This window comes from Rhizobium sp. 3T7 (genome assembly GCF_020166565.1).
Classification (GTDB): domain Bacteria; phylum Pseudomonadota; class Alphaproteobacteria; order Rhizobiales; family Rhizobiaceae; genus Rhizobium.
This window is the reverse complement of sequence record NZ_JAIQXS010000021.1, coordinates 49867-74662: the sequence shown is the minus strand read 5'-3', so window position 1 is coordinate 74662 and position 24796 is coordinate 49867. Positions and strand designations below refer to the sequence as shown.

At 58.6% G+C, this 24796-nt stretch carries 22 protein-coding genes; 15 read left to right on the top strand and 7 right to left on the bottom strand.

The features are described from left to right. Positions 1-2: 2 nt before the first annotated feature. On the top strand, positions 3-1295 hold the full coding sequence (locus K9B32_RS23615; protein WP_224566587.1) for a tetratricopeptide repeat protein: 1293 nt from the start codon (positions 3-5) through the stop codon (positions 1293-1295). A 32-nt stretch (positions 1296-1327) separates the two neighbouring features. On the opposite strand, the gene K9B32_RS23610 is transcribed toward K9B32_RS23615, so the two are convergent. Continuing rightward, the gene (locus K9B32_RS23610) at positions 1328-2140 is read right to left on the bottom strand and encodes a hypothetical protein (protein WP_224566585.1); all 813 of its coding nucleotides are present in this window, start codon (positions 2138-2140) and stop codon (positions 1328-1330) included. A 466-nt stretch (positions 2141-2606) separates the two neighbouring features. On the opposite strand from K9B32_RS23610, the gene K9B32_RS23605 reads away from it, so the two are divergent. From K9B32_RS23605 to K9B32_RS23545, 13 genes are all read left to right on the top strand, one after another. Further along, positions 2607-2978 (top strand): hypothetical protein, encoded by a 372-nt coding sequence (locus tag K9B32_RS23605; protein WP_224566583.1) that lies wholly within the window; start codon positions 2607-2609, stop codon positions 2976-2978. 563 nt (positions 2979-3541) lie between these two features. Continuing rightward, positions 3542-4981, top strand: a complete 1440-nt coding sequence (locus tag K9B32_RS23600) for an exopolysaccharide biosynthesis polyprenyl glycosylphosphotransferase (RefSeq protein ID WP_224566581.1) — start codon at positions 3542-3544, stop codon at positions 4979-4981. A gap of 45 nt (positions 4982-5026) precedes the next feature. Continuing rightward, complete coding sequence (gene rfbB / locus K9B32_RS23595; protein WP_224566565.1) at positions 5027-6076, top strand: dTDP-glucose 4,6-dehydratase; 1050 nt, start codon at positions 5027-5029, stop codon at positions 6074-6076. Continuing rightward, complete coding sequence (gene rfbD / locus K9B32_RS23590) at positions 6073-6969, top strand: dTDP-4-dehydrorhamnose reductase (RefSeq protein WP_224566563.1); 897 nt, start codon at positions 6073-6075, stop codon at positions 6967-6969. Before rfbB ends, rfbD begins: the two co-directional genes overlap by 4 nt. Beyond that, positions 6966-7850 carry a glucose-1-phosphate thymidylyltransferase RfbA gene (gene rfbA, locus K9B32_RS23585; RefSeq protein ID WP_224566561.1) on the top strand — a complete coding sequence of 295 codons (885 nt, stop codon included), beginning with the start codon at positions 6966-6968 and terminating at the stop codon, positions 7848-7850. Before rfbD ends, rfbA begins: the two co-directional genes overlap by 4 nt. Beyond that, positions 7847-8395 carry a dTDP-4-dehydrorhamnose 3,5-epimerase gene (rfbC, locus tag K9B32_RS23580; RefSeq protein ID WP_224566559.1) on the top strand — a complete coding sequence of 183 codons (549 nt, stop codon included), beginning with the start codon at positions 7847-7849 and terminating at the stop codon, positions 8393-8395. The genes rfbA and rfbC overlap by 4 nt, the downstream gene beginning before the upstream one ends. Positions 8396-8792: 397 nt before the next feature. Continuing rightward, entirely contained in the window at positions 8793-9830 is a 1038-nt protein-coding gene (locus tag K9B32_RS23575; protein ID WP_224566631.1) for a LacI family DNA-binding transcriptional regulator, read from the top strand. Positions 9831-10075: 245 nt separating this feature from the next. Continuing rightward, complete coding sequence (locus K9B32_RS23570; RefSeq protein ID WP_263491067.1) at positions 10076-11155, top strand: Gfo/Idh/MocA family protein; 1080 nt, start codon at positions 10076-10078, stop codon at positions 11153-11155. A gap of 11 nt (positions 11156-11166) precedes the next feature. Next, positions 11167-12069, top strand: coding sequence for a sugar phosphate isomerase/epimerase family protein (locus tag K9B32_RS23565; RefSeq protein WP_224566554.1), 903 nt, complete (start codon positions 11167-11169; stop codon positions 12067-12069). Positions 12070-12134: 65 nt separating this feature from the next. Further along, entirely contained in the window at positions 12135-13367 is a 1233-nt protein-coding gene (locus K9B32_RS23560) for an ABC transporter substrate-binding protein (protein WP_224566552.1), read from the top strand. Between the two features lie 111 nt (positions 13368-13478). Further along, complete coding sequence (locus K9B32_RS23555) at positions 13479-14381, top strand: carbohydrate ABC transporter permease (protein ID WP_112660748.1); 903 nt, start codon at positions 13479-13481, stop codon at positions 14379-14381. Further along, positions 14378-15205 (top strand): carbohydrate ABC transporter permease, encoded by an 828-nt coding sequence (locus tag K9B32_RS23550; RefSeq protein WP_224566550.1) that lies wholly within the window; start codon positions 14378-14380, stop codon positions 15203-15205. The genes K9B32_RS23555 and K9B32_RS23550 overlap by 4 nt, the downstream gene beginning before the upstream one ends. Continuing rightward, a complete protein-coding gene (locus K9B32_RS23545) occupies positions 15202-16272 on the top strand; it encodes an ABC transporter ATP-binding protein (protein WP_224566548.1) in 1071 nt (356 codons plus the stop codon). Before K9B32_RS23550 ends, K9B32_RS23545 begins: the two co-directional genes overlap by 4 nt. Before the next feature lie 45 nt (positions 16273-16317). Here K9B32_RS23545 and K9B32_RS23540 read toward each other — a convergent pair whose 3' ends face one another. Genes K9B32_RS23540 through K9B32_RS23530 form a run of 3 tightly spaced genes read right to left on the bottom strand, consistent with a single transcriptional unit; the run spans position 16318 to position 21117 of the window. Beyond that, positions 16318-17349 (bottom strand): aldo/keto reductase, encoded by a 1032-nt coding sequence (locus K9B32_RS23540; RefSeq protein ID WP_224566546.1) that lies wholly within the window; start codon positions 17347-17349, stop codon positions 16318-16320. A 48-nt stretch (positions 17350-17397) separates the two neighbouring features. Beyond that, positions 17398-19296: an ABC transporter ATP-binding protein gene (locus K9B32_RS23535; RefSeq protein ID WP_224566544.1), complete on the bottom strand. Its 1899-nt coding sequence runs from the start codon at positions 19294-19296 to the stop codon at positions 17398-17400. After that, positions 19297-21117 carry an ABC transporter ATP-binding protein gene (locus K9B32_RS23530; RefSeq protein WP_224566629.1) on the bottom strand — a complete coding sequence of 607 codons (1821 nt, stop codon included), beginning with the start codon at positions 21115-21117 and terminating at the stop codon, positions 19297-19299. Positions 21118-21567: 450 nt separating this feature from the next. Here K9B32_RS23530 and K9B32_RS23525 point away from each other — a divergent pair, with 450 nt between their 5' ends. Beyond that, the gene (locus K9B32_RS23525; protein WP_224566542.1) at positions 21568-22974 is read left to right on the top strand and encodes an FAD/NAD(P)-binding protein; all 1407 of its coding nucleotides are present in this window, start codon (positions 21568-21570) and stop codon (positions 22972-22974) included. Here K9B32_RS23525 and K9B32_RS23520 read toward each other — a convergent pair whose 3' ends face one another. The 3 genes from K9B32_RS23520 to cyoC are packed head-to-tail and all read right to left on the bottom strand — an operon-like array spanning position 22975 to position 24792. Continuing rightward, positions 22975-23727: an SURF1 family protein gene (locus K9B32_RS23520; RefSeq protein ID WP_224566539.1), complete on the bottom strand. Its 753-nt coding sequence runs from the start codon at positions 23725-23727 to the stop codon at positions 22975-22977. 46 nt (positions 23728-23773) lie between these two features. Continuing rightward, positions 23774-24175 carry a cytochrome o ubiquinol oxidase subunit IV gene (gene cyoD, locus K9B32_RS23515; protein WP_224566537.1) on the bottom strand — a complete coding sequence of 134 codons (402 nt, stop codon included), beginning with the start codon at positions 24173-24175 and terminating at the stop codon, positions 23774-23776. Beyond that, a complete protein-coding gene (gene cyoC / locus K9B32_RS23510) occupies positions 24172-24792 on the bottom strand; it encodes a cytochrome o ubiquinol oxidase subunit III (RefSeq protein WP_224566535.1) in 621 nt (206 codons plus the stop codon). Before cyoC ends, cyoD begins: the two co-directional genes overlap by 4 nt. Between the last annotated feature and the right edge of the window lie 4 nt (positions 24793-24796).

Here is a 24796-nt window from a genome sequence, read left to right as displayed (position 1 = left end):
TCATGAAGAGCATCCTACGCATATCGCTGACCGCTCTGATGGCAACGGCAACGATTGCGACCGCCGAGGCGGCAAAGATCGTGAAGCCGACGCCGCGACCCGTGATCGAGACATATGCGAATTGGCAAGAACTGCGGATCGCAAAGGGCTGGCCCGAAGTCAATGCGGCGGTCAAACTTCCCTTGCCCAAGCGCCTGTTGATCGCCACGGCGGCGCTTACCGCACCCGACCGAAAGGTACGCGATCCAAATTATGGCTTCGCCCTTCTGCTTGCTGTCCCAACGTCAAGAGACGCTACACGGCTTCTGGCCAAGGGCATTCTCATGAACGACTACGTCTTTGGGGATAGAACGCCGGCCGTCCTGCGCTCGCTTGCGGCGGAGGCAATGCGTGGATGCAAGAGCTGCGTGGCGGCCTACGGACTGATTCAATACACCGGGCTGGATGTCCCGCAAAATGACGAGGTTGCCTATAAGTGGTACCGATGGGCAGCCGTTGTCGGAAACGCCAAGGGCATCGAAGCAACGTCGCTTGCTCTCGCCGAAGGCCGAGGCACCGCCAAGAACATCTCTGAGGCGAAGAAATGGGCCGCTCGCCTTGAGCCGGCACGCCGGGCAAAGCTCTACACCGAGATTGCCAAGCGCATCGTGCTCAGCAAGACGCCCGAGGATATGGCAGTGAGTTCCGAGTTGCTTCTGCAATCGATCGCGCTCAATCCACTGGACGCAGGCAGACCCGCGAAGCAATTGCTCAATCTCGACTATCCGCCGTCCGTACAAGACGAAGCAATGGCCGCCATCCGGGCGGAGGGGCGAGCAGCTGATCCAAATGCGCTCAAGGTCATGGCGCAGGTCCTGTGGAAGAGGGACAAGCCGGAGGCTGTCAACGAGGCGATTTCAATATTCCAAACGCTGGCGGAACGCGGCAACGCCGACGCCATTGATTATCTTTCACGGGCTCTCGCACGTTCAGATGTCGACAAGAGCAGGAAGGATCTGATCATCGCGAGCCTCCAAACGGCTGCAGCCAGCGGGTACGCATCAGCCTCAAAGGTGTTGGGTGATGCCTACTACTACGGCACGGGCGTTACTGCCTCGCTCGAAACGGCGCAGACCTATCGCGAAAGCGCAGCCAAACAGAATGATCCGGAGGCTCAATACCTTCTGGGCATGATGATGCTTCAGTCAACCGACAAATCGCAGGACGACGCCACAGGTCGACAGTGGTTGGAGAAGTCGGCAGCGGGTGGATATCCGCTGGCGCGTGCCGCGCTCCAAAAGCTGTCATCCAATTGAGCCGAGACACCTTGCTACCACCGAAGCAACGGTCAGCAGCCGGCTAGCGGCTCGAGCTGAACCTTGCCCTTCTTCTTGTCCTTCTTTTCGGAATTGCTCTGCGAGGTGTTGCCACACACCTTGCCCTGCGGACCGCGCTCTGCGCGCACGACCGCTACTCCAACCCTGCGAAACGTATTGCCGTAGACATCATTGTTGATGCCATCCTTGTCGCTGTCCCCACCAAGACGCACCCCCGCGCCGCGCACATTGCTGACGGTGTTGTAGCGAAAGACATTGTTGTTGCCGCGAGAATCGAAGCCGCCAGAGTTCTTGTCCTTCTGGCCGGAGCATTGGTTATGCTCGACGACATTGCGGCTCGATCCTTCCTTGATATCCACGCACTCGTTGCCTTTGGTGTCGATGATATTGTGATGGACGTGATTGGCGTCCGAGGCATCGACGGATCGGTCCGGAGCCCCGTGGGCGCCCCGCTGCTCCGGGGCGGTACCGATGTAGATGCCCTCGCCATTCTTACCGCCGTCTCTGAAGGCGAAATCATAACGGCCGCAATTGCTAATCTGTGAATAGGCAATCTCGTTTCGGCGCGTCTGGTAGCGAAGCCTGATGCACTCCCCCCCGGCATTCTTGACGGACATGTTCAATATCCGCAGGCCCGTTACTCCGTCTCCACGCGTCTTGCCGATCACGTAGATGAGCTTGTCACGATAGCTGCCCTTGGTGTTGCCGGCGCCGAATTTGCCGTCGACGGTGAACCCGCGCAGTTCCGTATAGTCGTGGTTGATTTCGATCACCCTCGACGCGCCTGATCCCTTTATGACCGCGGAGCGAGGACCGGTGATCACGATCGGTTTTCCGGGTCTGCCGTTTCGAACCGTCTTGAAATCCTCATAGTATACTCCAGGTCTCAACCGGATGACGTCACCGGGCTGTGCTCTATTGAGAGCAGCCTGGATGCCGTGCGTTGGCGACGGAGAAACATCAATCGTCGTCGCGAAACTCGCACTGGCGAACGCGGCGCAGCTGCAGAAAACCGATATGCGCGCAACAAGAAAAAACGCCAAAGATCCATGAGTCATTTCGAACCTCTCCGCGATCATCAAAGGATTTAGTCGGCAGTGGAAGCAGCGCTTCTCCAAGGCAAGATCAATGGATGTTCTTGCATCTTCAAATATTCTATCACAAGACTATGTCAAATCATTGGTAGACAACCAGATATTGTCTCTTTTCTCTTCCTGTAGTTCGAAATAACCTTGTCGACCAACATGAGCTAATATAACTTTACATTCCTGACGATGAAGGAGCCGGACCATGTTGAGACTATTCCTTGCTGCCTCCGCCCTACTGTCATTATCCGTGCCCGGCGTTCTGGCCGACAGCCCCTGGTACCAGATTATTCCGGTCCCAAATGCGCCCGGCTGTAAGGTTCTTGCCGACGCTAGCGGTAGGCCTATTCAACAGCGTTACGAAAAAGGCGGCGCGCGCATCTATGCCATCGGCGGCAAGGCATGCCCGGAAAAATTCCCGGGAGAAAGCTACGCCACGATTTCGACCGCGCGATCGATTACGACCGAGGGAAATTTCGCGCGCATCATAACCAAGACGCGCAAACTGGTAGTTACCCGTGGGGGCACGGGCAATAACTATACGTTTGCAATAAACAAGCTCGATGTTCCGAGATAGCAGCGACCGGCAGAACCGATATCTTTGCCGATTGCGCATTTTTTCTCTGGCAACGCCTCGTCGCGCGATCGGCGAGGACTGTCATGTTGTCGCTGCACAACAGCGGATGTTCTGCGACCATGACCGAGAGCTGTTAGGGTGGCATGACCACCACTTGGTCGCGCGGATGAATATCTCAATGTCCACAGCACATATCATGCCGGCATCGTGCCTGCCGCCTATTAAGCACAGCGGTTTCACCAGGATCGACTTCAGCGCAGTTAAGGAAATATGACGCTGTTCTCCATCGAACTTAGTCAACTATACGGATTGATTTCCGCCACCACACCAGGATCCACCCAACATCAAGCAACGCACATATAATACTTCGTTGCTTTACGTATTTAATAAGCTAAATATCCAATTATTAAGAGGAAATACTAACGTAAAATTAATCTCGCGATCCTGAATGCAAAGTATATTCGCCAATAGTCTCAGGCGTTACGCAATAAGGCGTATTCAAGGTTAATTGTTGGGCACGTTTAACTCATGCTAACTATACAGCAGGGTTGAGGGTGTGAATCATGACCATTCCAGTCGAACAGAACTGGGGCCCGCATCTTTCCGTCAAAAGCGACCGGAAATGGTTCGGTTTCAGCAGCATTGCGATTGCCTGCATCGCGGCAACGGTCGATTTTATCGTTCTCCTTGCGGCGAGTGCTGCAGGTCATCTGCTCTACGAGCAGATTGCCTTCGGCACTGTTGCCGACCCTTCGCTTTATGTCGGGATCGGTTTACTCGTGGCGACGATTTTCATGTTGGCGATGTTCAGCGTCCATGCCTACCGACCGAGCGAGATGTTCTCGTTACGCCGCCAGTTGCTGCTGATCACGGCGTTTCTGCCGGCGGCTCTGCTGTTTCTTCTGGCCGTGATCTTGTTCTTCAAGATTAACGCGGAAATTCCGCGTGGCTCGATCATCACAGGTGCAACTCTCTCTTTGGGTGGGCTGATCGCTTTGCGCCTGTTCTGGTATAGCCACCTCAGCAGCGCGATTGCTCGTGCAGCGTTCCCCACCCGACGGGTACTTCTCATTTGCCCAAGCACGATGCCGACGGAATCGGTTGTTCAACGTGCCGCCCTCAGCGGTCTCTCCGTTCGGCATACGATGCGAATTGCCGAAGCCGATCTGGCGCTGGCATCCATGAGCGAAGCCTATGAGAAGAATGGCATAGCCGAAGTGGATGAAGTGCTGGTTGCGTGGAGCGACTATGGAAATTTGCGCGCGCTCGAGGAGTGCCTGACCACTCTGCGCCAATTCTGTGTGCCGGTAAGCGTCATGTTCGGCGGTGTCGTCGGCGACGTCGTCGAAGGCCCTGCGCAAATGGTCGGGGAGCGGCGCGTGTTCCAAACCCACCGCCCACCGCTCGATCTCTATGAACGGGGACTGAAAAGGGCATTCGATGTCGCCTTTTCCATTGCTGCACTGATTGTCATGTTCCCAATTTGTGTTGCGGTTGCCGTTGCCATAAAACTAGACAGCCCCGGACCGATCTTCTTCGTGCAATCGCGAAAAGGGTATAGTGGCCGCGTGTTTCGCATACTCAAGTTTCGCAGCATGTCGGTCATGGAAGATTCCACGGACGTGCGCCAAGCGACACGCAACGACCCGCGCGTCACGCGAGTGGGCGGCTTTATCCGATCGACAAGCCTGGACGAACTGCCGCAATTCTGGAACGTCCTTCGAGGCGACATGTCGGTCGTCGGGCCGCGTCCGCATGCATTGGTGCACGATGATCTCTATGGAGCTCTTATCGCCGAGTACGCATCGCGCCGGCATGTCAAGCCCGGATTGACAGGATGGGCCCAGATCAACGGGTGCCGAGGCGAAACACCGACAGTGGATCGAATGGCTGCCCGTGTTCGCCATGACCTTTGGTACATCAATAATTGGTCATTGTGGCTTGACCTGAAGATCGTCTTTGTGACCATGGTCAGCATGGTTGATCGCAGGAATGTCTACTAGCTGGTCATCGTTTGTGTTTTGCGTTTGTGTGAAGGGTGTGAAGCGATGATTTTGGTGACGGGCGGCGCCGGCTTTATCGGCTCAAACTTCGTTCTCGACTGGTTGGCGCAGAGCGACGAGCCTGTTCTCAATCTCGATGCGCTGACCTACGCTGGCAACAGTGAGAATCTGGCCTCGCTTTCGACAGATGCCAGGTACACCTTCGTCCGTGGAAGCATTGGCGATAGTGCGCTGGTGACGAGCCTCCTGACACGACACAAACCCCGCGCCATCGTGAACTTCGCCGCCGAAAGCCATGTTGACCGCTCGATCCATGGGCCGGAAGATTTCATTCAGACCAACATCGTAGGCACATTCCGGTTACTGGAAGCAGCGCGAGCCTATTGGGGCGGATTGGCGCATCGCGAAGGGTTTCGTTTCCTGCACGTTTCGACCGACGAGGTATTCGGTACGCTGCGAGCGGGTGATCCTGCCTTTGACGAACAAAATCGGTACCAGCCAAACAGCCCTTATTCGGCCAGCAAAGCAGCAGCGGACCACCTTGTTCGGGCCTACCATCACACCTACGGCCTGCCCGTTTTGACCACCAATTGTTCCAACAACTACGGCCCGTTTCACTTTCCGGAAAAGCTCATCCCCCTCGTCATTCACAATGCCATTTCAGGTCGCTCCTTGCCGCTCTACGGCGATGGCCGGCAAATTCGCGACTGGCTCTACGTCAAGGATCACTGCAGCGCAATTCGAAGGGTGTTGGATGACGGCTTGCCAGGACAGACCTACAATATCGGGGGCTGGAACGAGCGAACGAACCTCGAGGTCGTGATGACGCTCTGCGACGTTCTTGACGAACTTAAGCCCAAAGCAGACGGCAGCTCCTATCAGGATCAGATCACGTTCGTGACCGATCGCCCGGGTCATGACCGGCGCTACGCTATCGACGCCCGCAAGATTGAGGCAGAGTTGGGCTGGCGACCAGCCGAGACGTTCGAGACCGGCATCCGAAAGACCGTTCGCTGGTATCTCGATAATCCGGATTGGGTGCACAACGTCACCTCCGGAAACTACCGCAACTGGATCGCGAAGCAATACGCATGAATATCCTGCTGCTTGGCAAGAACGGCCAGGTCGGCCGGGAACTTCATCGAACGCTCCTTGCGCTGGGTGCGGTGACGGCGCTCGAAAGGCGTGACATCGATATGGAAGCGACTGAGACCCTCCCTGCGATCTTGGAGGAACATGCGCCCGATCTTATCGTTAATGCCGCCGCCTGGACGCAGGTCGACCGTGCGGAATCGACGCCGGAGGCCGCTTTCCGGGTTAATGCCGAAGCGCCGCAAATCATCGCTCGATTTGCCCGCGACCGCGGCGCGACGCTGGTTCATTACTCAACAGACTACGTTTTCGACGGCCGGAAAGAGGCGCCGTACGTCGAAAGTGACGACACCAATCCGCTGAACGTCTACGGGCAATCAAAGCGAGCCGGCGAGCAAGCGATCGAAGCGTCAGGCTGCAGGTTCGTCATACTACGGACAAGCTGGGTTTTCTCCGCGACGGGAGCCAATTTCATCAAGACCGTTCTTCGCTTGGCGCGGGAGCGACCGACGCTGCGCATCGTCGCCGATCAATTTGGCGCCCCGACATCAGCCGAACTGATCGCCGACGTTACGGCACTGGCAGTCGCGGCCCATCGCCGAGGGGAATTTGACGGCGGCATCTATCATCTGACGGCGCAAGGCCAAACCAGCTGGCATGAGCTTGCATCCTATGTCGTTCGACGTGCGTGCGAACTGGGGTTCACCTTGCGGACTGATGTTGCCGACATCGAGCCGATTGCGACCGAGGAATACCCCCTGCCTGCAGTGCGGCCGCGGAACTCCTTGCTCAATAGCGATGCACTCGCCGGTCGCCTGGGATTGGATCTGCCGTACTGGAGCGTGCACGTGGACAGGATGCTCGATCAACTGAAGGAACGGGAGCTGCAGGCGTGACTCGAAAAGGCATCATCCTCGCCGGTGGTTCCGGCACCCGTCTGCATCCCGCGACGTTGGCAATCAGCAAGCAGTTGCTGCCGGTCTTCGACAAACCGATGATCTACTATCCGTTGAGCACGCTGATGCTCGCGGGCATCCGAGACATACTGGTGATATCGACCCCGCAGGATACACCTCGCTTTGAGGCGTTGCTTGGAACCGGCGAGCAGTGGGGCATCAACTTCTCCTATGCCGTGCAGCCGTCGCCCGATGGCCTGGCCCAGGCCTTCATCATCGGAGAAGACTTCCTGGAGGGGTCGCCAAGCGCACTCGTGCTCGGCGACAATATTTTCTACGGGCATGACCTGCCGCTCCTGCTGGGTAGCGGCATGTCGCGCGCGAGCGGCGCAACCGTCTTCGCTTACCATGTGCTCGATCCAGAGCGCTATGGCGTCGTCGAGTTCGACGACGCGAACAGGGCTCTGTCCATCGAGGAAAAGCCGTCCCGACCGAAGTCGAACTATGCCGTCACGGGCCTCTATTTCTATGATGAGAGGGCAGTCGACTATGCCAAGCAGCTCAAGCCCTCGGCGCGCGGCGAGCTTGAGATTACTGATCTGAACAGCCGCTACCTCGATGCAGGAAGCCTGACCGTGGAGATCATGGGGCGCGGCTATGCCTGGCTCGATACGGGAACTCACGATTCTCTCCTCGATGCCGGACAATTCATTTCGACACTGGAGCATCGCCAGGGCCTAAAGGTTTCCTGCCCGGAGGAAATTGCGTTTCGAAACAAGTGGATCGACAGAGCTCACCTTGAGCACCTCGCCACCCCACTTGCGAAAAGTGGCTATGGCAAGTACTTGCTGCGACTTCTGAGCGAGGCTGAAGACAGATGAAGGCAACACCGCTCGAAATTGCCGATGTCCTGCTGGTCGAGCCGACAGTCTATGGCGACGACAGAGGATTCTTCTTCGAGAGCTTTAATCAGGCCCGGTTCAATGCGGCCGTCGGCCGCGACGTCAGCTTCGTGCAGGACAATCACTCCAAGTCGGCAAAGGGCGTCTTGAGGGGCTTGCATTACCAAATACGGCGACCACAGGGAAAACTCGTACGCGTTGTGGACGGCACTGTATTTGATGTTTCCGTCGACATGCGCAAAGGCTCGCCGACCTTCGGCAAGTGGGTGGGAGAGATTCTGTCCGCTGACAACAAGCGGCAACTCTGGATCCCCCCCGGCTTCGCCCACGGCTTTCTCGTTCTTTCCGACTCCGCGCAATTCCTCTACAAAACAACAGATTTCTACTCGCCGGAAAACGAGCGGGCAGTGATCTGGAATGATCGTGCTCTGAATATTGCTTGGCCGATCGAGGGCGCACCGCTTCTTTCTGAAAAGGACGCGATGGCGTCGACATTCGAGCACGCCGAGCTTTTCCTCGATTAAACGGATAGCTGAAGGCGATCTTTCCATAAACTCTTGAAATCGCTTGAATGTTTTGCCATCTGCCGTGGGCGGCGAGGAGAGGATGTCCACGCGTTCGATCACATTCTCAGCGTGTTGGCTTCTCGGGCGCTCACACAAACGATCGCCTGGCAGCGGTTGGCCTTTATCCTGTTTGTAACTGTCGTGCCGGTCAGGCTACGCCCGCGGATGATCACCCAGTATGGCAAAATCGATCGGAGCAGCGGCGGGGCCTTCGCAGCCATGGCCCGCGCTGTTTACCTTCGCCTTGAATTGAAGGGCGCCAGCGCCTGCCCGGTATGAACGACGCTTTCCGGAAACGTTTTAGTATGGCAGATAAGGAGGCGCAGCGTTCAATCGGGGAGGTAGATTGCCGCAGATGAAGGGAATTCGCCAACTCGCAAAGCATCTCGATATCTCGATCGGGACGGTTTCGCGCGCGCTGAATGGCAGGCCTGACGTCAATGAAGAGACGCGCAAACGCGTGCTCGCGGCCGCCGAAGAGCTGGGTTATGTGGCAAACCAGTCCGGACGCAGCCTCCGTCAGGGAACCACAAACGTCATCGGGCTGATGATCGAATCCAGCAAGGAAACGGTCGAAAACAGCGACAACTTCTTCCTTGGCGTTACCGGCGGTCTGCAGAGCGTGCTTTCCCGTCACAAGCTTGACCTGCTGATGCTGCCATGTCCGAACGACGAGGACCCCCACGAATATCTGAAGCGGATGGTCGCGCGGCGGATCGTCGATGCGATGATCATTTCGGCCACGCAGCGCGTCGACAAGCGTATCGACCTTCTGGTCAAGGCCAAGATTCCGTTTGTCGCGCTCGGGCGCAGCACGTCCGGCGGCAACCATACCTGGATCGACCTTGACTTCGAGGGCGTCGCCGCCTGCGCTGTCGATCGGCTCGTGTCCAAAGGACACCGCCGTATCGCCATCGCAGCGCCATCGAACGATATCAATCTTGGCTATATCTTCGTCGACGCCTATCGCCAGTCACTCGAGCGGCACGGCATCGCCTACGATCCGTCGCTCGTCATCCGCGTCAAATCAAGCGAGCAGGGCGGCTACCAGGCCGGTCATGAACTGCTACGGCTCGACAGCAAGCCCACGGCGATCATCCTGATATACGAGCTCATGGCGATCGGCCTCTATCGTCGCCTGAACGAAGCAGGCATTGTGCCCGGTCGCGATCTCGCCGTCATTGGCTTCCGCGAGGAACCGCGCGGGAAATTCCTGCAACCATCGCTGACCTGCTTTCGCATGTCACTGCGCGATCTCGGCGTCGAGCTTGCTGAAACCTTGCTGGCGACAATGCCGGCCTATGCCGAGCACTACCCCAAAGGTGCACGCAACACGATCTGGCCACTCGAACTTGCCCCAGGAGAAAGTGACGCCTTTTCGCTTGGCGCATAGCCAGGCAAGCCTTTCGTTCCTATCAAAATACGAAGATGCGACACTTTAGCGATCCCGCGTTGCCGGCTCTCTGTACGAAGATGAGTTCCACCGACAGAAATTCGAACGAACTTTTTTATGCTGCGGTGCGGCAGGCATTTGCCTAAGCGCCCGCGTTTTCAAGTGTTTTTCGCAGCATTTCTGTAAAAACTAGATGGCATTGACAGCAGGAAACGTTTCCGCTTAGTATCGTAAACGTTTACGGGATGCGTTTCGGGAGGAAAACCGGAAACGATCCACCGGAGGAAATCGTGATTTTGAATGCCGTTCTATGCGGGTGCGGAGCCATGTCCAAGGGTTGGTTGCGCGCCATCAAGGAAACCCCGGCTCTTAAAGCCGCCATCGAGGTCAAGGGCCTCGTCGACGTCAATCCGGCAGCGGCCGAAGCACTCGCCGCCGAATTCGGCCTGAAGGGCGCCGTCATTGGCACCGATCTTGCCGACGTCATTGCCAAGGCCAAGGCCGACATCGTGTTCGACGTCGTCATTCCGACGGCACGTTTCAACGTCGTCTCCACGGCGCTGAAGGCCGACTGCCACGTTCTCAGCGAAAAACCGATGGCGACCTCGCTTGCCGAAGGGGCCGCACTGATCGATCTCGCTGCCGAGACCGGCAAGATCCACGCCATCATCCAGAACCGCCGCTTCATCTCGGGCGTGCGCCGCATGCGCCGTTTCATCGAGAGTGGAGCAATCGGTGACCTGACCGCGATCCACTGCGACTTTTTCCTCGCCCCACATTTCGGTGGTTTCCGCGAGGAGATGGACAACGTCCTTTTGCTCGACATGGCGATCCACACCTTCGACGCCGCCCGCTATGTCGCCGACAAGAAGCCACTTGCCGTTTATTGCGTCGAACGCAATCCGAAAGGCTCCTGGTACAGGCACGGCGCCTCGGCCAATGCGACCTTCGAGTTTTCTGACGACGTCGTCTTCACCTACCGCGGCTCCTGGTGCGCCGAAGGCGAGCGCACGAGCTGGGAAAGCGAGTGGCGTCTCGTCGGCTCCAAGGGCATGTTGACCTGGGATGGCGGCGACACGTTCAATGCAGCGGTTGTCGGCAATGAGCCCGGCCTCCTGCATGGCTTTACGCCCGTAAACGTTCCCGAGCCCGCGCACGAAGAAGAAACGCATGGTCATGCCAGCGTCATTGCAGGCTTCGTCGAGGCGATCAAATCAGGCAAGCGGCCCGAAACGGCAAGCTCCGACAATATCAGAAGCCTGGCCATGGTCTTCGGCGCGATCGAAAGCGCCAAGACCGGCAAGCGCATTGAAATTTCAGCATAAGGATTAATGACGTGAGCAACCCCGCCAAGTCCATTCGCATCGGTACCATGGTCAGCGCCTCCAAGGGCGGCGCCGACAAGCGCATCGGCCAGATTGCCGATATGGGCTTTGAGAGCTTCGAACCCTTCTTCTGGCAGACGACGAACGGCCAGGATCTTGCCGAACTCGGCAAGCGCTGCGTCGATGCCATTGGTCATCGCGACATTACCATCTCCACGCTCGGCATGTTCGGCAATCCGCTGGAAACGACCGATATCGACCTGCAGACGCTGCAGGGCTGGAAGGACTGCATCGACAACGCACACCACTTCGGCGCAACCTGCATTGCCGGCTTTACCGGCCGCATTCGTAACAAGCCGCTGACCGACAGCCTGTCACGCTACAAGGAGATCTGGAGCGAGCTTTCAAAGCGTGCCGCCGACAAGGGCGTCAAGATTGCTTTCGAAAACTGCGCCATGGATGGCAACTGGGCGACCGGCGACTGGAACATCGCCCACAACCCGGACGCCTGGGAACTGATCTTCAACGAGACGCCGGACGATCACATTGGCCTTGAGTGGGAGCCTTGCCATCAGATGGTCTATCTGATCGAGCCACTGCCACAGATCCGCAAATGGGCCAAGAAGATCTTTCACGTACATGGAAAAGACGCGACGATCCGCTGGGACGTCATCAAGGAACACGGCATCTTCGGCAAAGAGAAGTTCGTCTTCATGCGCACGCCGGGCTTCGGCGACAGCAATTGGACGGACATTATTTCCGAACTGCGCCTGGCCGGCTGGTCCGGTTCGATCGACATCGAAGGCTGGCACGACCCGGTCTATCGCGACGACTTGGAAATGACCGGCCAGGTCTACGCACTGAACCATCTCAAGCATGCCCGGGGCAGCGACTTCGTCGTCGATCCGGTCTGATGACATCGTGGCCGGCGAGGAGGAATCGCCGGCTTGCGATAGGATAACCACAAAGGAGGAGAACTATGGGTATCCGCAAGTTTGCAATGATCGGCGCCTTGGCGCTCGCAGGCGTCTCTCTCTTCGGCCTGGCCGCCAAGGCCGAGGACGTCACCTTGACCGTCTGGTCGCTGGACAAGGACATCCAGCCGGCGCCAAACCTCGTCAAGGAATTCAACGCGCAGAACAACGGTATCAAGATCGAATATCGTCTGATCCAGTTCGATGACGTCGTCACCGAAGCCATGCGCGCCTATGCCACCGGCCAGGCCCCCGACATCATCGCGGTGGACAACCCCGAGCATGCCATGTTCGCATCGCGTGGTGCCTTCCTCGACATCACAGACATGATCAAGGGATCGTCGGTCATCAAGCCGGAAAACTACTTCCCCGGTCCGCTGAAATCGGTCGAATGGGACGGCAAGTACTACGGCATTCCGAAGGCGACCAATACGATCGCGCTCTACTACAACAAAGATATGTTCAAGGCGAAGGGTCTTGATCCGAACAAGCCGCCGCAGACCTGGGACGAGCTTGTCGAGGATGCGCGCAAGCTGACCGACCCGGCCAAGAATGTCTATGGCCTGGCCTTCTCCGCCAAGGCGAACGAGGAGGGCACCTTCCAGTTCCTTCCCTGGGCCCAGATGGCAGGCGGCGGCTATGAGAACATCAATGCCGAAGGCGCGGTCAAGGCACTGGAAACCTGGAAGACGATCATGGACGAGAAGCTTGCTTCTCCCGACACGTTGACCCGCGGCCAGTGGGATTCGACCGGCACCTTCAATTCGGGAAATGCCGCCATGGCGATCTCTGGTCCCTGGGAGCTCGATCGCATGATGAAGGAAGCGAAGTTTGATTGGGGCGTTGCCCTGCTTCCGGTTCCAAAGGAAGGGGCCGAGCGTTCTTCTGCCATGGGCGACTTCAACTGGGCGATCTTTGCCAGCACGAAGCATCCGGCCGAAGCCTTCAAGGCACTCGAGTACTTTGCCTCCCAGGACGACAAGATGTTCAAGAACTACGGCCAGCTTCCGGCCCGTTCCGACATCACCATCCCGGAGACCGGCGAGAAGCTGAAGGACGAGGCGCTGAAAGTCTTCATCGAACAGCTGAAATACGCCAAGCCGCGCGGCCCGAACCCGCAATGGCCAAAGATCTCCAAGGCGATCCAGGACGCCATCCAGGCTGCTTTGACCGGTCAGATGAGCCCGAAGGACGCACTCGATCAGGCGGCCGACAAGATCAAGGCTGTTCTCGGCTAGTACCCCCGCGCATAACCGGATGGCTTTCGGGCCATCCCACCATTTCCTCCCGGCAGGGGCTGTCTCGCAGCGCAAGCTCAAGACAGCCCCGTTCGGAGTATTGGAGGACCGATGAAACGGATTCTTTCAAGTGTCAGGGACGGCCGCGGCTTCGACATCACGCTCGTCGCCTTTCCGCTGACGTTCCTGTTCCTGATGGCGGGATTGCCGCTAATCTACAATGTGGTGATGAGCTTCCAGGAGGTTGACATGTTCAGCCTCGGAACCTTTTCGCGTCCCTTCGTCGGCTTCAAGAACTATACCGATCTCTTTGCCCAGCCGGAAACGTGGCCGATCCTCGGCAATACCGTGATCTTCGTGGTCGGCTCGATCGCGGGGCAGTTCCTGATCGGATTCGGTCTTGCGCTGTTCTTCTGGGTCAATTTCCCGGGCGCCTCCTGGCTGCGCGGCCTGTTCCTCGTCTCCTGGGTCATGCCCGGCCTCGTTGTCGGTGCGATCTGGAACTGGATCCTCTCGGGCGATTTCGGCGTCCTCAACTTCATCCTGAAGGAGAGCGGCATCATCGGCAGCAACATCTTCTGGCGCTCCGATCCACACTTTTCGCTCTATGCCGTCATTATCGCCAACGTCTGGCTTGGAACGGCCTTCAACATGATCCTGCTATCGGTCGGCCTGTCCGGTATCCCCGGCGACCTCTATGAGGCGGCCGAACTCGATGGCGCCAATGCCTGGCAACGCTTCTGGACGATCACGCTGCCGATGATGCGTTCGACAATCGGCGCCATCATCGCGCTTGGCCTGATCTTCACGCTTCAGCAGTTCGACCTCTTTGCCGCGATCACGTCCGGCGGTCCGAACAACTCATCCAACGTCACGCAATACTGGGCCTGGGACTTATCCTTCCGTCAGTACGATTTCGCCAAGGGCGCGACCATCTCCGTCATCATGATCGTCTTCGTCATGTTCGCCTCGGTCGTCTATGTCCGCTCCACGCGCCATGAGGTGCGCGGATGAGTGAGACGACACGCAACCGCCTTATGCTTGTGATCGCCATCGTCATGGCGGCGATTTATCTGTTCCCGCTCTACTGGATGTACGTCACGGCCATCAAGGGCGGGTCGGAGATGTTCGCCACGCCGCCAAGCTTCTGGCCCGGCGATCCGCAATGGGGCACCTTCGGCTATGTCTGGGAAAGCCGCAACATGGGTCGCTATCTCTGGAACTCGCTGGTCATCGCCGTCGGCGCCGTTACATTGATTACCGTTCTCGGCGTTGGTTGCGCCTATGTTCTGGCGCGCTATCGCAACGTCTGGGTGGATGTCGGTCTCTTCCTGATCCTGATGCTGCAGGTCCTGCCAGCGTCGCTGATGGTGACGCCGATCTTCGTCGGATTTTCGCAATTCGGTATGCTCGACTATCCACGCCTTGCCGTCATCATCGCGATTGCTGCCAAAAGCATGCCGTTCTTCGTCGTCCTGGTGCGCGCCACCTTCATGGCGGTGCCGATGGAACTCGAGGAGGCCGCGCTCGTCGACGGCAACAGCCGCGTCGGCGCTTTCTTCAATATCGTGTTGCCGCTTGCCCGCAACGGCATTTTGGTCAGCGCCATCCTGATCTTCATGCAGGCCTTCGGCGAGTTCGTCTATTCGAAGTCGATGATCCAGGCGGTCGAACTCCAACCGGCGAGCGTCGGTCTCAACTCCTTCATGGGACCGAACACCAACGAGTGGAACAACATCATGGCCTACGCCACGATGTATGTGACACCGATCCTTGCCATCTTCGTTCTCTTGCAGCGCCGCATCGTATCCGGCCTCACCTCTGGAGCCCTCAAATGACCAATCAGATCGAGCTCAGCGGCGTCAACAAGCACTACGGCGCATTCCATGCCCTGAAGAACATCAACCTGTCGATCGCAAAGGGCACCTTCGTCGCACTCGTCGGCCCGTCCGGCTGCGGCAAGTCCACCCTTCTTCGTTCGCTTGCGGGCCTTGAAAGCATTTCCGAAGGCGAGTTGAAGATTGCCGGCCAGCTGATGAACAACGTGCCGCCGCGCAAGCGCGACGTCGCCATGGTTTTCCAGTCATACGCGCTTTATCCGCACATGACCGTCGAGGAGAACCTGACCTACAGCCTGCGCATTCGCGGCGTCGCCAAGGCTGAAGCCCGCAAGGCGGCGCAAGAGGTTGCGGCGACCACCGGCCTGTCGCATTTGCTCAAACGTTACCCGCGTGAGCTTTCGGGCGGCCAGCGCCAGCGTGTCGCGATGAGCCGCGCCATCATCCGTCATCCGAAGGCATTCCTGTTCGACGAGCCGCTCTCCAACCTCGACGCAGCGCTGCGTGTTCACATGCGCAAGGAAATCCGCGCGCTGCACGATCGGCTGCATGCAACCTCGGTCTACGTCACGCATGACCAGATCGAGGCGATGACGATGGCCGACCATGTTGTCGTCATGCGCGAAGGCGTGATCGAGCAGCAGGGCAAGCCGCTCGATCTCTACGACAAACCCGCCAACAAGTTCGTTGCAGGCTTCATCGGCTCTCCCGCCATGAACTTCATCCCGGCGGTCGTCGCCGAAGACGGCAAAAGCCTGACGATCGATCTTGCCAGCGTGAAGCACAAGATCGCGACCGACCATCAGGTCCAACCGGGGCGCAAGGTGACCGCCGGCATTCGTCCCGAACATATCGGCGTAACGGCGCCGGGGCAGGGCACTTTCGACGTGCCAGTGGCAGTCGTCGAATCGACCGGCTCATCAACCTTCGTCACGGCTGCGACGACACCCGAATTGACCATCGTCGAGACGGGTCGCGGCATGGCACGGGCGGGCGAGACAATCGGCGTGACCATTGATCCCTCACAGCTGCATCTCTTCGACGAGACGAGCGGCGTGCGACTTTGATCGATATGGCGGCCGGACCCCGGTCTCGGCCGCCGCGGCCGGTCCTTATCGTCCGCCTTCGATCTTGCGATGCCGCTGGTTGGTGCCGCCGGCGCCATAGGGATAGTCGGCCACATGAGGTTGGCTGACGTCGCTCAGCTTGGTCATCTCCTCGTCCGAGAGGGAGAGCTTCGCCGCGGCGAGATTGTCCGCGAGCTGTTCACTCGTTCGTGCTCCGAGAATGACCGACGTCACTGCCGGTCGCGCGGCTGTCCAGGCAAGGGCGATCTGTGCCATGCTGGCACCACGAGCCTTGGCGATCGCCTCCACCGTCTCGATGATCGCCCATGTCCGCTCCTGCGCATTCCGCTGCGCATAAGATTCCATGCCCCGGTTCGGGTTCTCCCCGAGACGGGTGGCACCCGTCGGCATATGGTCGCGCCGGTACTTACCCGTCAACCAGCCGCCGCCGAGCGGTGACCACGGCAGCAAGCCCATGCCGGCATCCTGGCAAGCGGCTACGATCTCAAATTCGATGTCGCGCACCAAAAGGTTATACTGTGGCTGCAACGTCACCGGCCGGGTGTAGCCGCGTGCCTTGGCAATCTCGACGGCCTTGGCGATCTGCCATCCGACATAGTTGGAGAAGCCGTAATAGCCGATCTTGCCGGCGCAGACGGCATCATCGAGAAAGCGCAGCGTCTCCTCGATCGGAGTCAATGCGTCCCAGGCGTGCATTTGATAAAGATCGATGTGCTCGACGCAAAGGCGCGCAAGCGAGGCATCGAGCGCCTGGTTCAGATGGCGGCGAGAAAGACCGATGTCGTTCGGACCTGGCCCCATCGGGAACCGTCCCTTGGTCGCGATCACGGCCTGCTTGGCTTCCGTCGGCCGCGCCTTGAGCCATCGCCCAATGATCTCTTCCGACTTGCCGGCACTATAAACATCAGCGGTGTCGATGAAGTTTCCGCCCCAGGCAAAATAGTCGTCGAGCAGTTTATGCGAAGCAGCTTCGTCAGCCTCCGCACCGAACGTCATGGTGCCAAGGCAGTAGGCGGTGACGACTGCACCGCTATGGCCAAGCTTGCGGTAATCCATGGAAGATCCTCCTCTTCGAATAGTGGCGTTGCTTAGAAAGGTTTGATCCTAGGTCGCTGAACCGTTCGTCGTTGTCTCTTCGAGCACGGCGTCCGGAATGTCGTCGAAGGACGCGTAGTTCAGGTTATAGAGCCGCGAATAAAGCTTGCGGTTTCTCATCAGTTCCTGGTGGTTACCGCTTTCGATCAACTCACCGTTCTGCAGGACGATGATGCGATCGGCCTCCCTGATCGTGGCGAGGCGGTGGGCGATAACAAGCCCCGTGCGGTTTTCGAGCAGCTTGACCAGCGCCTTCTGGATCAGCATTTCCGTATAGCTGTCGATATTGGCCGTCGCCTCGTCGAGGACCAGTATTTTCGCGTCGGCCACCAGCGCACGGGCAAAGCTCAAGAGCTGACGCTGGCCGAGCGAAAGGTTGCCGCCGCGTTCACCGAGCATGCTGTCGTAGCCCTGCGGAAGGCGCATAATGAAGTCGTGAGCGCCGACGGCCTTGGCCGCCTCGATGACCTGTTCGCGGGTCGCTTGCGCCTTGTGATAGCGAATGTTCTCAAAGACCGTACCGGTAAACAGGAATGGCTCCTGAAGGACCATGGCGATCTGATCGCCAAGCGAATCCTGGGTCAGTTTGCGCACGTCGTGCCCGCCGACCAATACCTGTCCCTGCTGAACGTCGTAAAAGCGATGGATCAGCGACATGCAGCTCGACTTGCCCGAACCCGTCGGCCCAACAAGTGCGACCGTCTCGCCCGGGTTCACCTTGAAACTGACATGCTTGAGAACCGGATGCTTCGGATGATAGCCGAAGACCACATCGCGAAATTCCACTGACCCGTCCATGTCGGTAGACAATTCCTTGGCATCTGGGGCGTCCTTGATCTCGACGGGCACGTCGAGAACTTCGGTCAATCGCTGACCGGAGGCCATGGCGCGCTGCATCACCGAGTATTGCAACGTCAGCGAGCGGATCGGGTCGAAGAAGCGCTGGATATAGAACAGGAATGCAACAAGGACGCCGACATCGAGTGCTTGGTTCAGAACACGCGCGCCCCCGACGACGATGACGAGCGCCATGGCGACACCGGTCAGCGAGTCGACGATCGGCACCATCACCTGGGCATAGCGTGCCGCTGTCAGGTGCGTCTTCAGATTGGCCTTCGCTTTGTCGTCATAAAGCATGAAGTTGACGCCCTGGCGGTCCATGCTCTGGACCGCTCTTACGCCGTGGATCGCCTCGGCCAGCGCTCCGTTGGCGACGGAATTGGTCTCGTGCGCTGCCATGAAGGACTTGCGAGCCAGAGGCAGCCAGAAAAGCCGCACGACAAAAAGGATCGGCAGGACCGAGAGCGTCAAAAGCCCAAGCTTGAAGTCGAGGTAGAGCATCACGAAGACAATGCCGAAGAGCAGCGCGATATCGCCGACCGACAGGACGGAGGTTTCCAGGAACTCCTGCATCGAATTGACGTCGCCTTGCAGGCGCGACATCAGGCGGCCGACCTCGGTCTTGTCCATAAAGGAGAGCGAAACCCGCTGCAGGTGCGAAAACATCGCCTTGCGGATGTCGAAGAGTACCTCTTCCGCGACATTGCCAACCAGCGTCTCCTGCGCATAGCTGGCGCCGTAGTTGATCAGGATCGCCACAAGAAACGTGACCATCGCCCATGTCAGCGCCGAATGGCCCCCTTGCGGCTGCATGCCGTGATCGATCGCGTAGCGGATGATCAGCGGGATCAACAACTGCATCGCCGTAAAAGTCAGCACGGCGGCCACCGAAAGCCAGACTTGGCGGCGGTAGGGATGCACGAAGGCCCAGATTCGCTTGACGATGTTGCCGTCGAAGGTCTTGCCGAACATCTCCTCCTCGACGCGATGGGAGCCGACAACTGCGCGTGGCGGCCGGCGTCCATCCTCGCGAACGTCGGGGCGTTCGGTTTCCAGTTCCTCGGCCATCTATACTCCTCCCCAGGCGCTGAGGGCCTCGTCGCCCGGCCGCACCTGTAGATCGTAGAGCGCCTTGTAGCGCCCGCCCGCGGCCAGCAACTCCTCGTGCGTGCCGCGCTCGACGATTTCTCCGTTCCAGACGAACAGGATCTGGTCGGCATGCATCAGCGAGCTCAACCGATGAGCGACAATAATCGTCAGGCGATCGGCTGCATACTTGCGCATCGCAGAGCGGATGCGCTGTTCGGTTGCCGCATCGATCGCCGCCGTCGAATCATCAAAGATCATGACGGCAGGTTTCAGCATCAGCGCGCGGGCGATCGACAAACGCTGGCGCTGCCCTCCCGACAATGATACGCCGCGTTCGCCAACCACCGTGCCGTAGCCCGTTGGCAGGCCAAGCACGTAGTTGTGCAATTGTGCGCTTTCGCTTGCGCGCTCGATGCGGCTTTCCTTTGCCCAAGGATCGCCGTAGGCGATGTTGTTTTCGATCGAGGTCGTGAACAGGAAGGAATCCTGCTGGACAACGGCGACCGCGCGACGAAGCGACTGCAGCGTCGCCTTGCGGATATCCTGCCCGTCAATGGTGATCTTGCCCCTCGTGACGTCGTAAAACCGCGGGATCAGATGAGCAAGCGTCGACTTACCGCTGCCGGGCGGCCCGACAATGCCGATCGTCTCGCCGCGTTTTGCTTCGAAGGAAACATTGCCCAGCACCTCGTGCATCGGCGAGCTCGGATAGGCGAAGCTTACATTCTCGAAGCGTAGCGTCCCATCGGTCAGCACCAGATCCTTGGCGTCAGGCGCATCGCGCACTGCAATTTCGAGGTCGAGCAGATTGAAAAGCCTCGTGCCGCAAGTTGATGCGCGCGCGAAGGCATTGACCATGAGGCCAAGCTGGCGGACCGGCATCTGCAGGATCGTCATGAAGGTCAGGAACGACGCGAGCGTGCCGACCGTGATCTCGCCGGACATCACCTTGCCGCCGCCAACCCAGAGCACGAGACCCATGGCTGCAAAGAAGGAGAAGGTCATGGCGCTGGTATTGACCACACGGATTCCGACGCGCTGGTGGGCAAGCGTCAACGCGTTCTTCGAGGCCCTCTCGAACTTCATCATCTCGTGCGCCTGCGCGGCGAAGGCCCGTACCACGCGGATGCCTCCGAGATTTTCTTCCATGATGCGCGTCAGCACGGACAACCGCTCCTGCAGGTCGAGCCAGGTCGCGCGCAATCGCAACTGCGTGACCGAAGAACGCCAGCCAACGAATGGCACGAAGCTTAAGGCAAGCAAACCGAGAACGACGTCTGTGGAAAGCAGCATATAGGCGCCGATGCCAATCAGCATCGTCAACAGCACCATGCGCACCAGCGCCGTCGAGAAATACATGCGGACACCTTCTAGGTCGAGCAGACCGACGGTAATCAGATCGCCCGAGTGGACGCCGTCATGAAAACTGAAGGATAGGCGCTGAATTTTCTCGTAGCAGGCAAGGCGTAGCTCGTAACCGACATGGTGGCCGACGCTTTCGCTGTAATAGTTCTGGATCATCGTAAAGATGCCACGTAGGACGCTGGCGCCGAGCAGCATCAGCGCGGTCGTCAGCAGCGCATCCTGTGCAAGTTGCCCTGCTTGACCGCCTTCCATCGCGATCTGCGTGTGGTCGACAGCCTGGCCGAGCAGACGCGGGATCATCAGCTGAAAGGTGGAGGCCACAAGGGTTGCGCCAATGGCCAAACCGGATTGCCAAGGATGGCGAAATGCCATGACGGTGATGCGGACCAGCGTAAAGAGGCCTTTGCCCCAGCCTGCCGCAATCGCCTTCGCCATCGAAGCCGAGGGCTTCGTCGCGCGTGTTAAAGCATCGCTGCTCACGGGTAATGTTCCAAACAGAGGTGTGGTCGGACGCTGGTCCGGAAAGACGAAGAATCCATCAAGGGATTGATTAGCGCCCTTACTTTTGCCGATTCCTTTCGGCCCTTCAAGTCAAGAATTCACCAATTGGTTATTTTATCGTGAGCCTGGCAAAGACGAAGAAACGGCACCGATACGGCGATATTTGGCTCGAAATATCCAAACAATTTCCGTTCGTTATCGCTGGAGGACTGTGGGGCTTGGAACAAAAGACTTGCCTAAATCGTCTTTTGGAGCTTTCATACACGACCAGTTTGATAGACTAATAGGCGGTTCAAAACTGCGTGAACCAGCTCAACGCGCGAGCGATTTTTCCCGCGTTGAAACCAATCGAGACACGATGCGCGAGGTCGCAGGGGAGTTGAGATGACGGTTCAAGGGCTTTTTTCCTCGAAGTCAACAGCGGCGGCACAGATCTCCGCCATGCCGCGTTTTGCCATTGTCGGCCGCGGCTTTTCCGGAATGATGATGGCGGTCGCCCTGATGAAGACAGTGCGCATGCCTTTTCATCTGCAGCTCTTCGACCCCAATTCGTCGGTCAGCGGCGGACAAGCGCTTTCCTCGGCACGAGCTTCGACGATCCTGAATACGCGTGTGCGGGATCTGTCGGTTTCCACTGGCGATACCGACGATTTCAACGACTGGCTCTGTAGCAACGCGGAATTCCGTGCCGCCGTGCCCGCGGCTATCCCGGGGTTCCGCCAGATCTTCGTGCCAAAAGAGATATTCAGTGACTACGTCTATCAACGCTTCTCCGAAGCCTTGTCCGCCCGCAGGGACATCACCGTTCAGGTCTGCCACGAACCGGTTGTGGCGATCCGCAAGAGCCACGGCAACCGCTTCCTGCTCGAAAGCGCCAATCCCGCCAATCCGCTGTTCGATACGGTCATCCTCGCCACTGGCTACGGCTTGCCGCAGATCGAAGAACCGGAACAGGAGTCTTCGCCAGTCAGAGCCCAGCGCCTGATCGCGCGACCGCACACGGTCCTGCTCGGCAGCGGCATCCGGGTCGTCGATCAGCTCTTGCAATTGCGCGATGCTGGCTATGCAGGGCAGGTTACTATCCTCTCCCGGCACGGTTTCCTGCCCCAAAGCCATACTCCCAACTCTGCCGATCCGGTTTTTCCCGCAGACGCTCTGCCGTCCAACCTCCCGGATATCCTGCGTTTCATCCGCAGCGCCTGCCGCGAGGCCGAAGAAGAAGGCCGAAGCTGGCAATCCGTCATGAACGGGTTGCGCAAGCATGCCCGCTCTTTGTGGCGCGCGCTGCCGGCCCACCAAAAGCGTCAGTTCAACCGTCACCTTCGCGCCATCTACGACAGCCATCGCAACCGACTACCCGAGGCCATCTACGCGCGCCTTCAGAGCGAGCTTGCCGGTGGCAATACGGTTCTTCGCCGCGGCGTCGTGGGACGGCAGGGTTTGAGCGGCCTATTCTTCCGGCCGGCCAGCTCGCAGTCAGATGAGATCATCCATGCCGAGCGTATCCTGGACTGCCGCTGCCAGGCGCCACAATTGACCTCGCCGCTGCTTGCAAGCCTGATACGAGAAGGCTTGGCCGTGCCAGACGAATTGTCGCTCGGCCTGGCCGTCGATCAGCGCGGCCAGCCTTGCCTCGACGATGGGTCGGTGGTTGAGGGACTGTTTGCCGTCGGCCCGCTCGGCCTCGGCAGCCTTCCCGACATCGATCTCGTTCCGGAGATCGTCAGCCAGGCATACGCTGTTGGAGAGCATGTTGCGCTGCGCTTCTATCCCCGGAGCAAGGCTGTCTGATCAGGCTCGGCGGGCGCGCAATTCGCTGCGGAAGACGAAGGCAAGTAGCCCCGCGGCCATGATCGCCAGCGCGAACCAGGTAATCGCGTAAACCAAATGGTTGTTGGGGAAGGCGATCTGCGTCAGCCCGCCAACCGGCAGACCGCCTGGATTGGGCGTCGCATCAGCATCGATGAAATAGGGGGCGACATCTGCGACGTTGCGGCGATCGGCGATCGCTGCCACATCGCGCGAATACCAGCGATCGTTGGCCGGATCGTTGGATTTGATCAGAGTGCCTTTCGGCTCCGTAATCCTTAGCAGTCCGGTGATCTTCACCGATTGAACCTGCCCGTCGCTGCGTGTCTGAGCATCGCGCTTGTCCGTCGGTACGAAGCCGCGATTGATCAGGATAGAGGTCCCGTCGGAGAGATTGAGCGGGGTGATTACCCAATAGCCTGGTCCGAGCGCCGTCGACGCGTAGATCAGCGTTTCCTTGTCGTTTTGCAGGATACCTTCGGCCGTCACATGACGATATTCGTCATTGGCGCGACTGACCTTGCCCCACTGCGCGCGTGCAGGCGCTGGAACCGGCTCTTGATGGACGCGCTGATCAACGCGGGCGATCAGATCCTCTTTCCAGGAAAGCCGTTCGACCTGCCAGATACCGAGCGATACCAGGGCGGCAATCAGCAACACCATGAGACCGCAGAATATCGTGAGCCCCGCGGCGGTATGCTGTCTTTGCGCTTTTTCGGAGGGAATGTCGGCCATCGCCAAAACCTTTGCGGGCGACGTGACCGCCGCCCGCTCTTTGCCCTCATGGCATGTTCTTCATCATTTCCGGGCTCATCGGCATCATGTTTGTGTTCAGATGATGCATGACCCAGAGGGAACCGGCGAGCGCGATGGCTACGAGCAACAGCGTGAAGATCAACGCCATCATCGTCCAGCCACCTTCCGAGCGCGGATTCATATGAAGGAAGAAGATCATATGAACGACGATCTGCACAGCAGCCAGCCCCATGATCCAGGCAGCAGTGACGGCCGAGTTTTCGAATACGCCGGCCATGACCAGCCAGAACGGGATTGCCGTCAGAATGACCGACAGCACGAAGCCGATCATATAGCTCTTGAATGTGCCGTGGGCCGCCTCGTGCCCATGGCTGTGGCCATGATGGGCTTCGTGCGCGTCTTCGGTTGCAGGTGCGTTGGAGGTCATCCGAGAACTCCCATAAGATAGACGAAGGAGAAGACGCCGATCCACACGACGTCGAGGAAGTGCCAGAACATCGACAGGCACATCAGGCGGCGACGGTTTTCCGGGATCAGACCGCGCAGCGATACCTGCACCATCAGCGTCACCAGCCAAACGATGCCGAAGGTGACGTGCAGACCGTGCGTGCCGACCAACGTGAAGAAGCCGGACAGGAAGGCACTGCGGGTTGGACCCGCGCCCTCGTGGATCAGGTGCGCGAACTCATAGAGCTCAATCCCAAGGAAGGTGAGACCGAAGAGGCCGGTAATGGCGAGCCAGAAGAGCGTGGCGCTCTTTTCCTTCCGCTCCATCTGCAGCATCGCGAAGCCATAGGTGATGGAGGACAAAAGCAGCATCGACGTGTTGATCGCCACCAGCGGCAGATCAAAGAGATCGGCCGGTGATGGTCCGGCCGCATAATTGCGGCCGAGAACGGCGTAGGTGGCAAACAGCACCGCGAAGATGAGGCAGTCGCTCATCAGATAGAGCCAGAAGCCCAGCATCGTGCTGCCTTCGGGATGGTGCTCCTCGGTCAGGTAGAATTCAGGCTTGCTGGCCTTGTCGATCACAGTATCGCTCATGGTC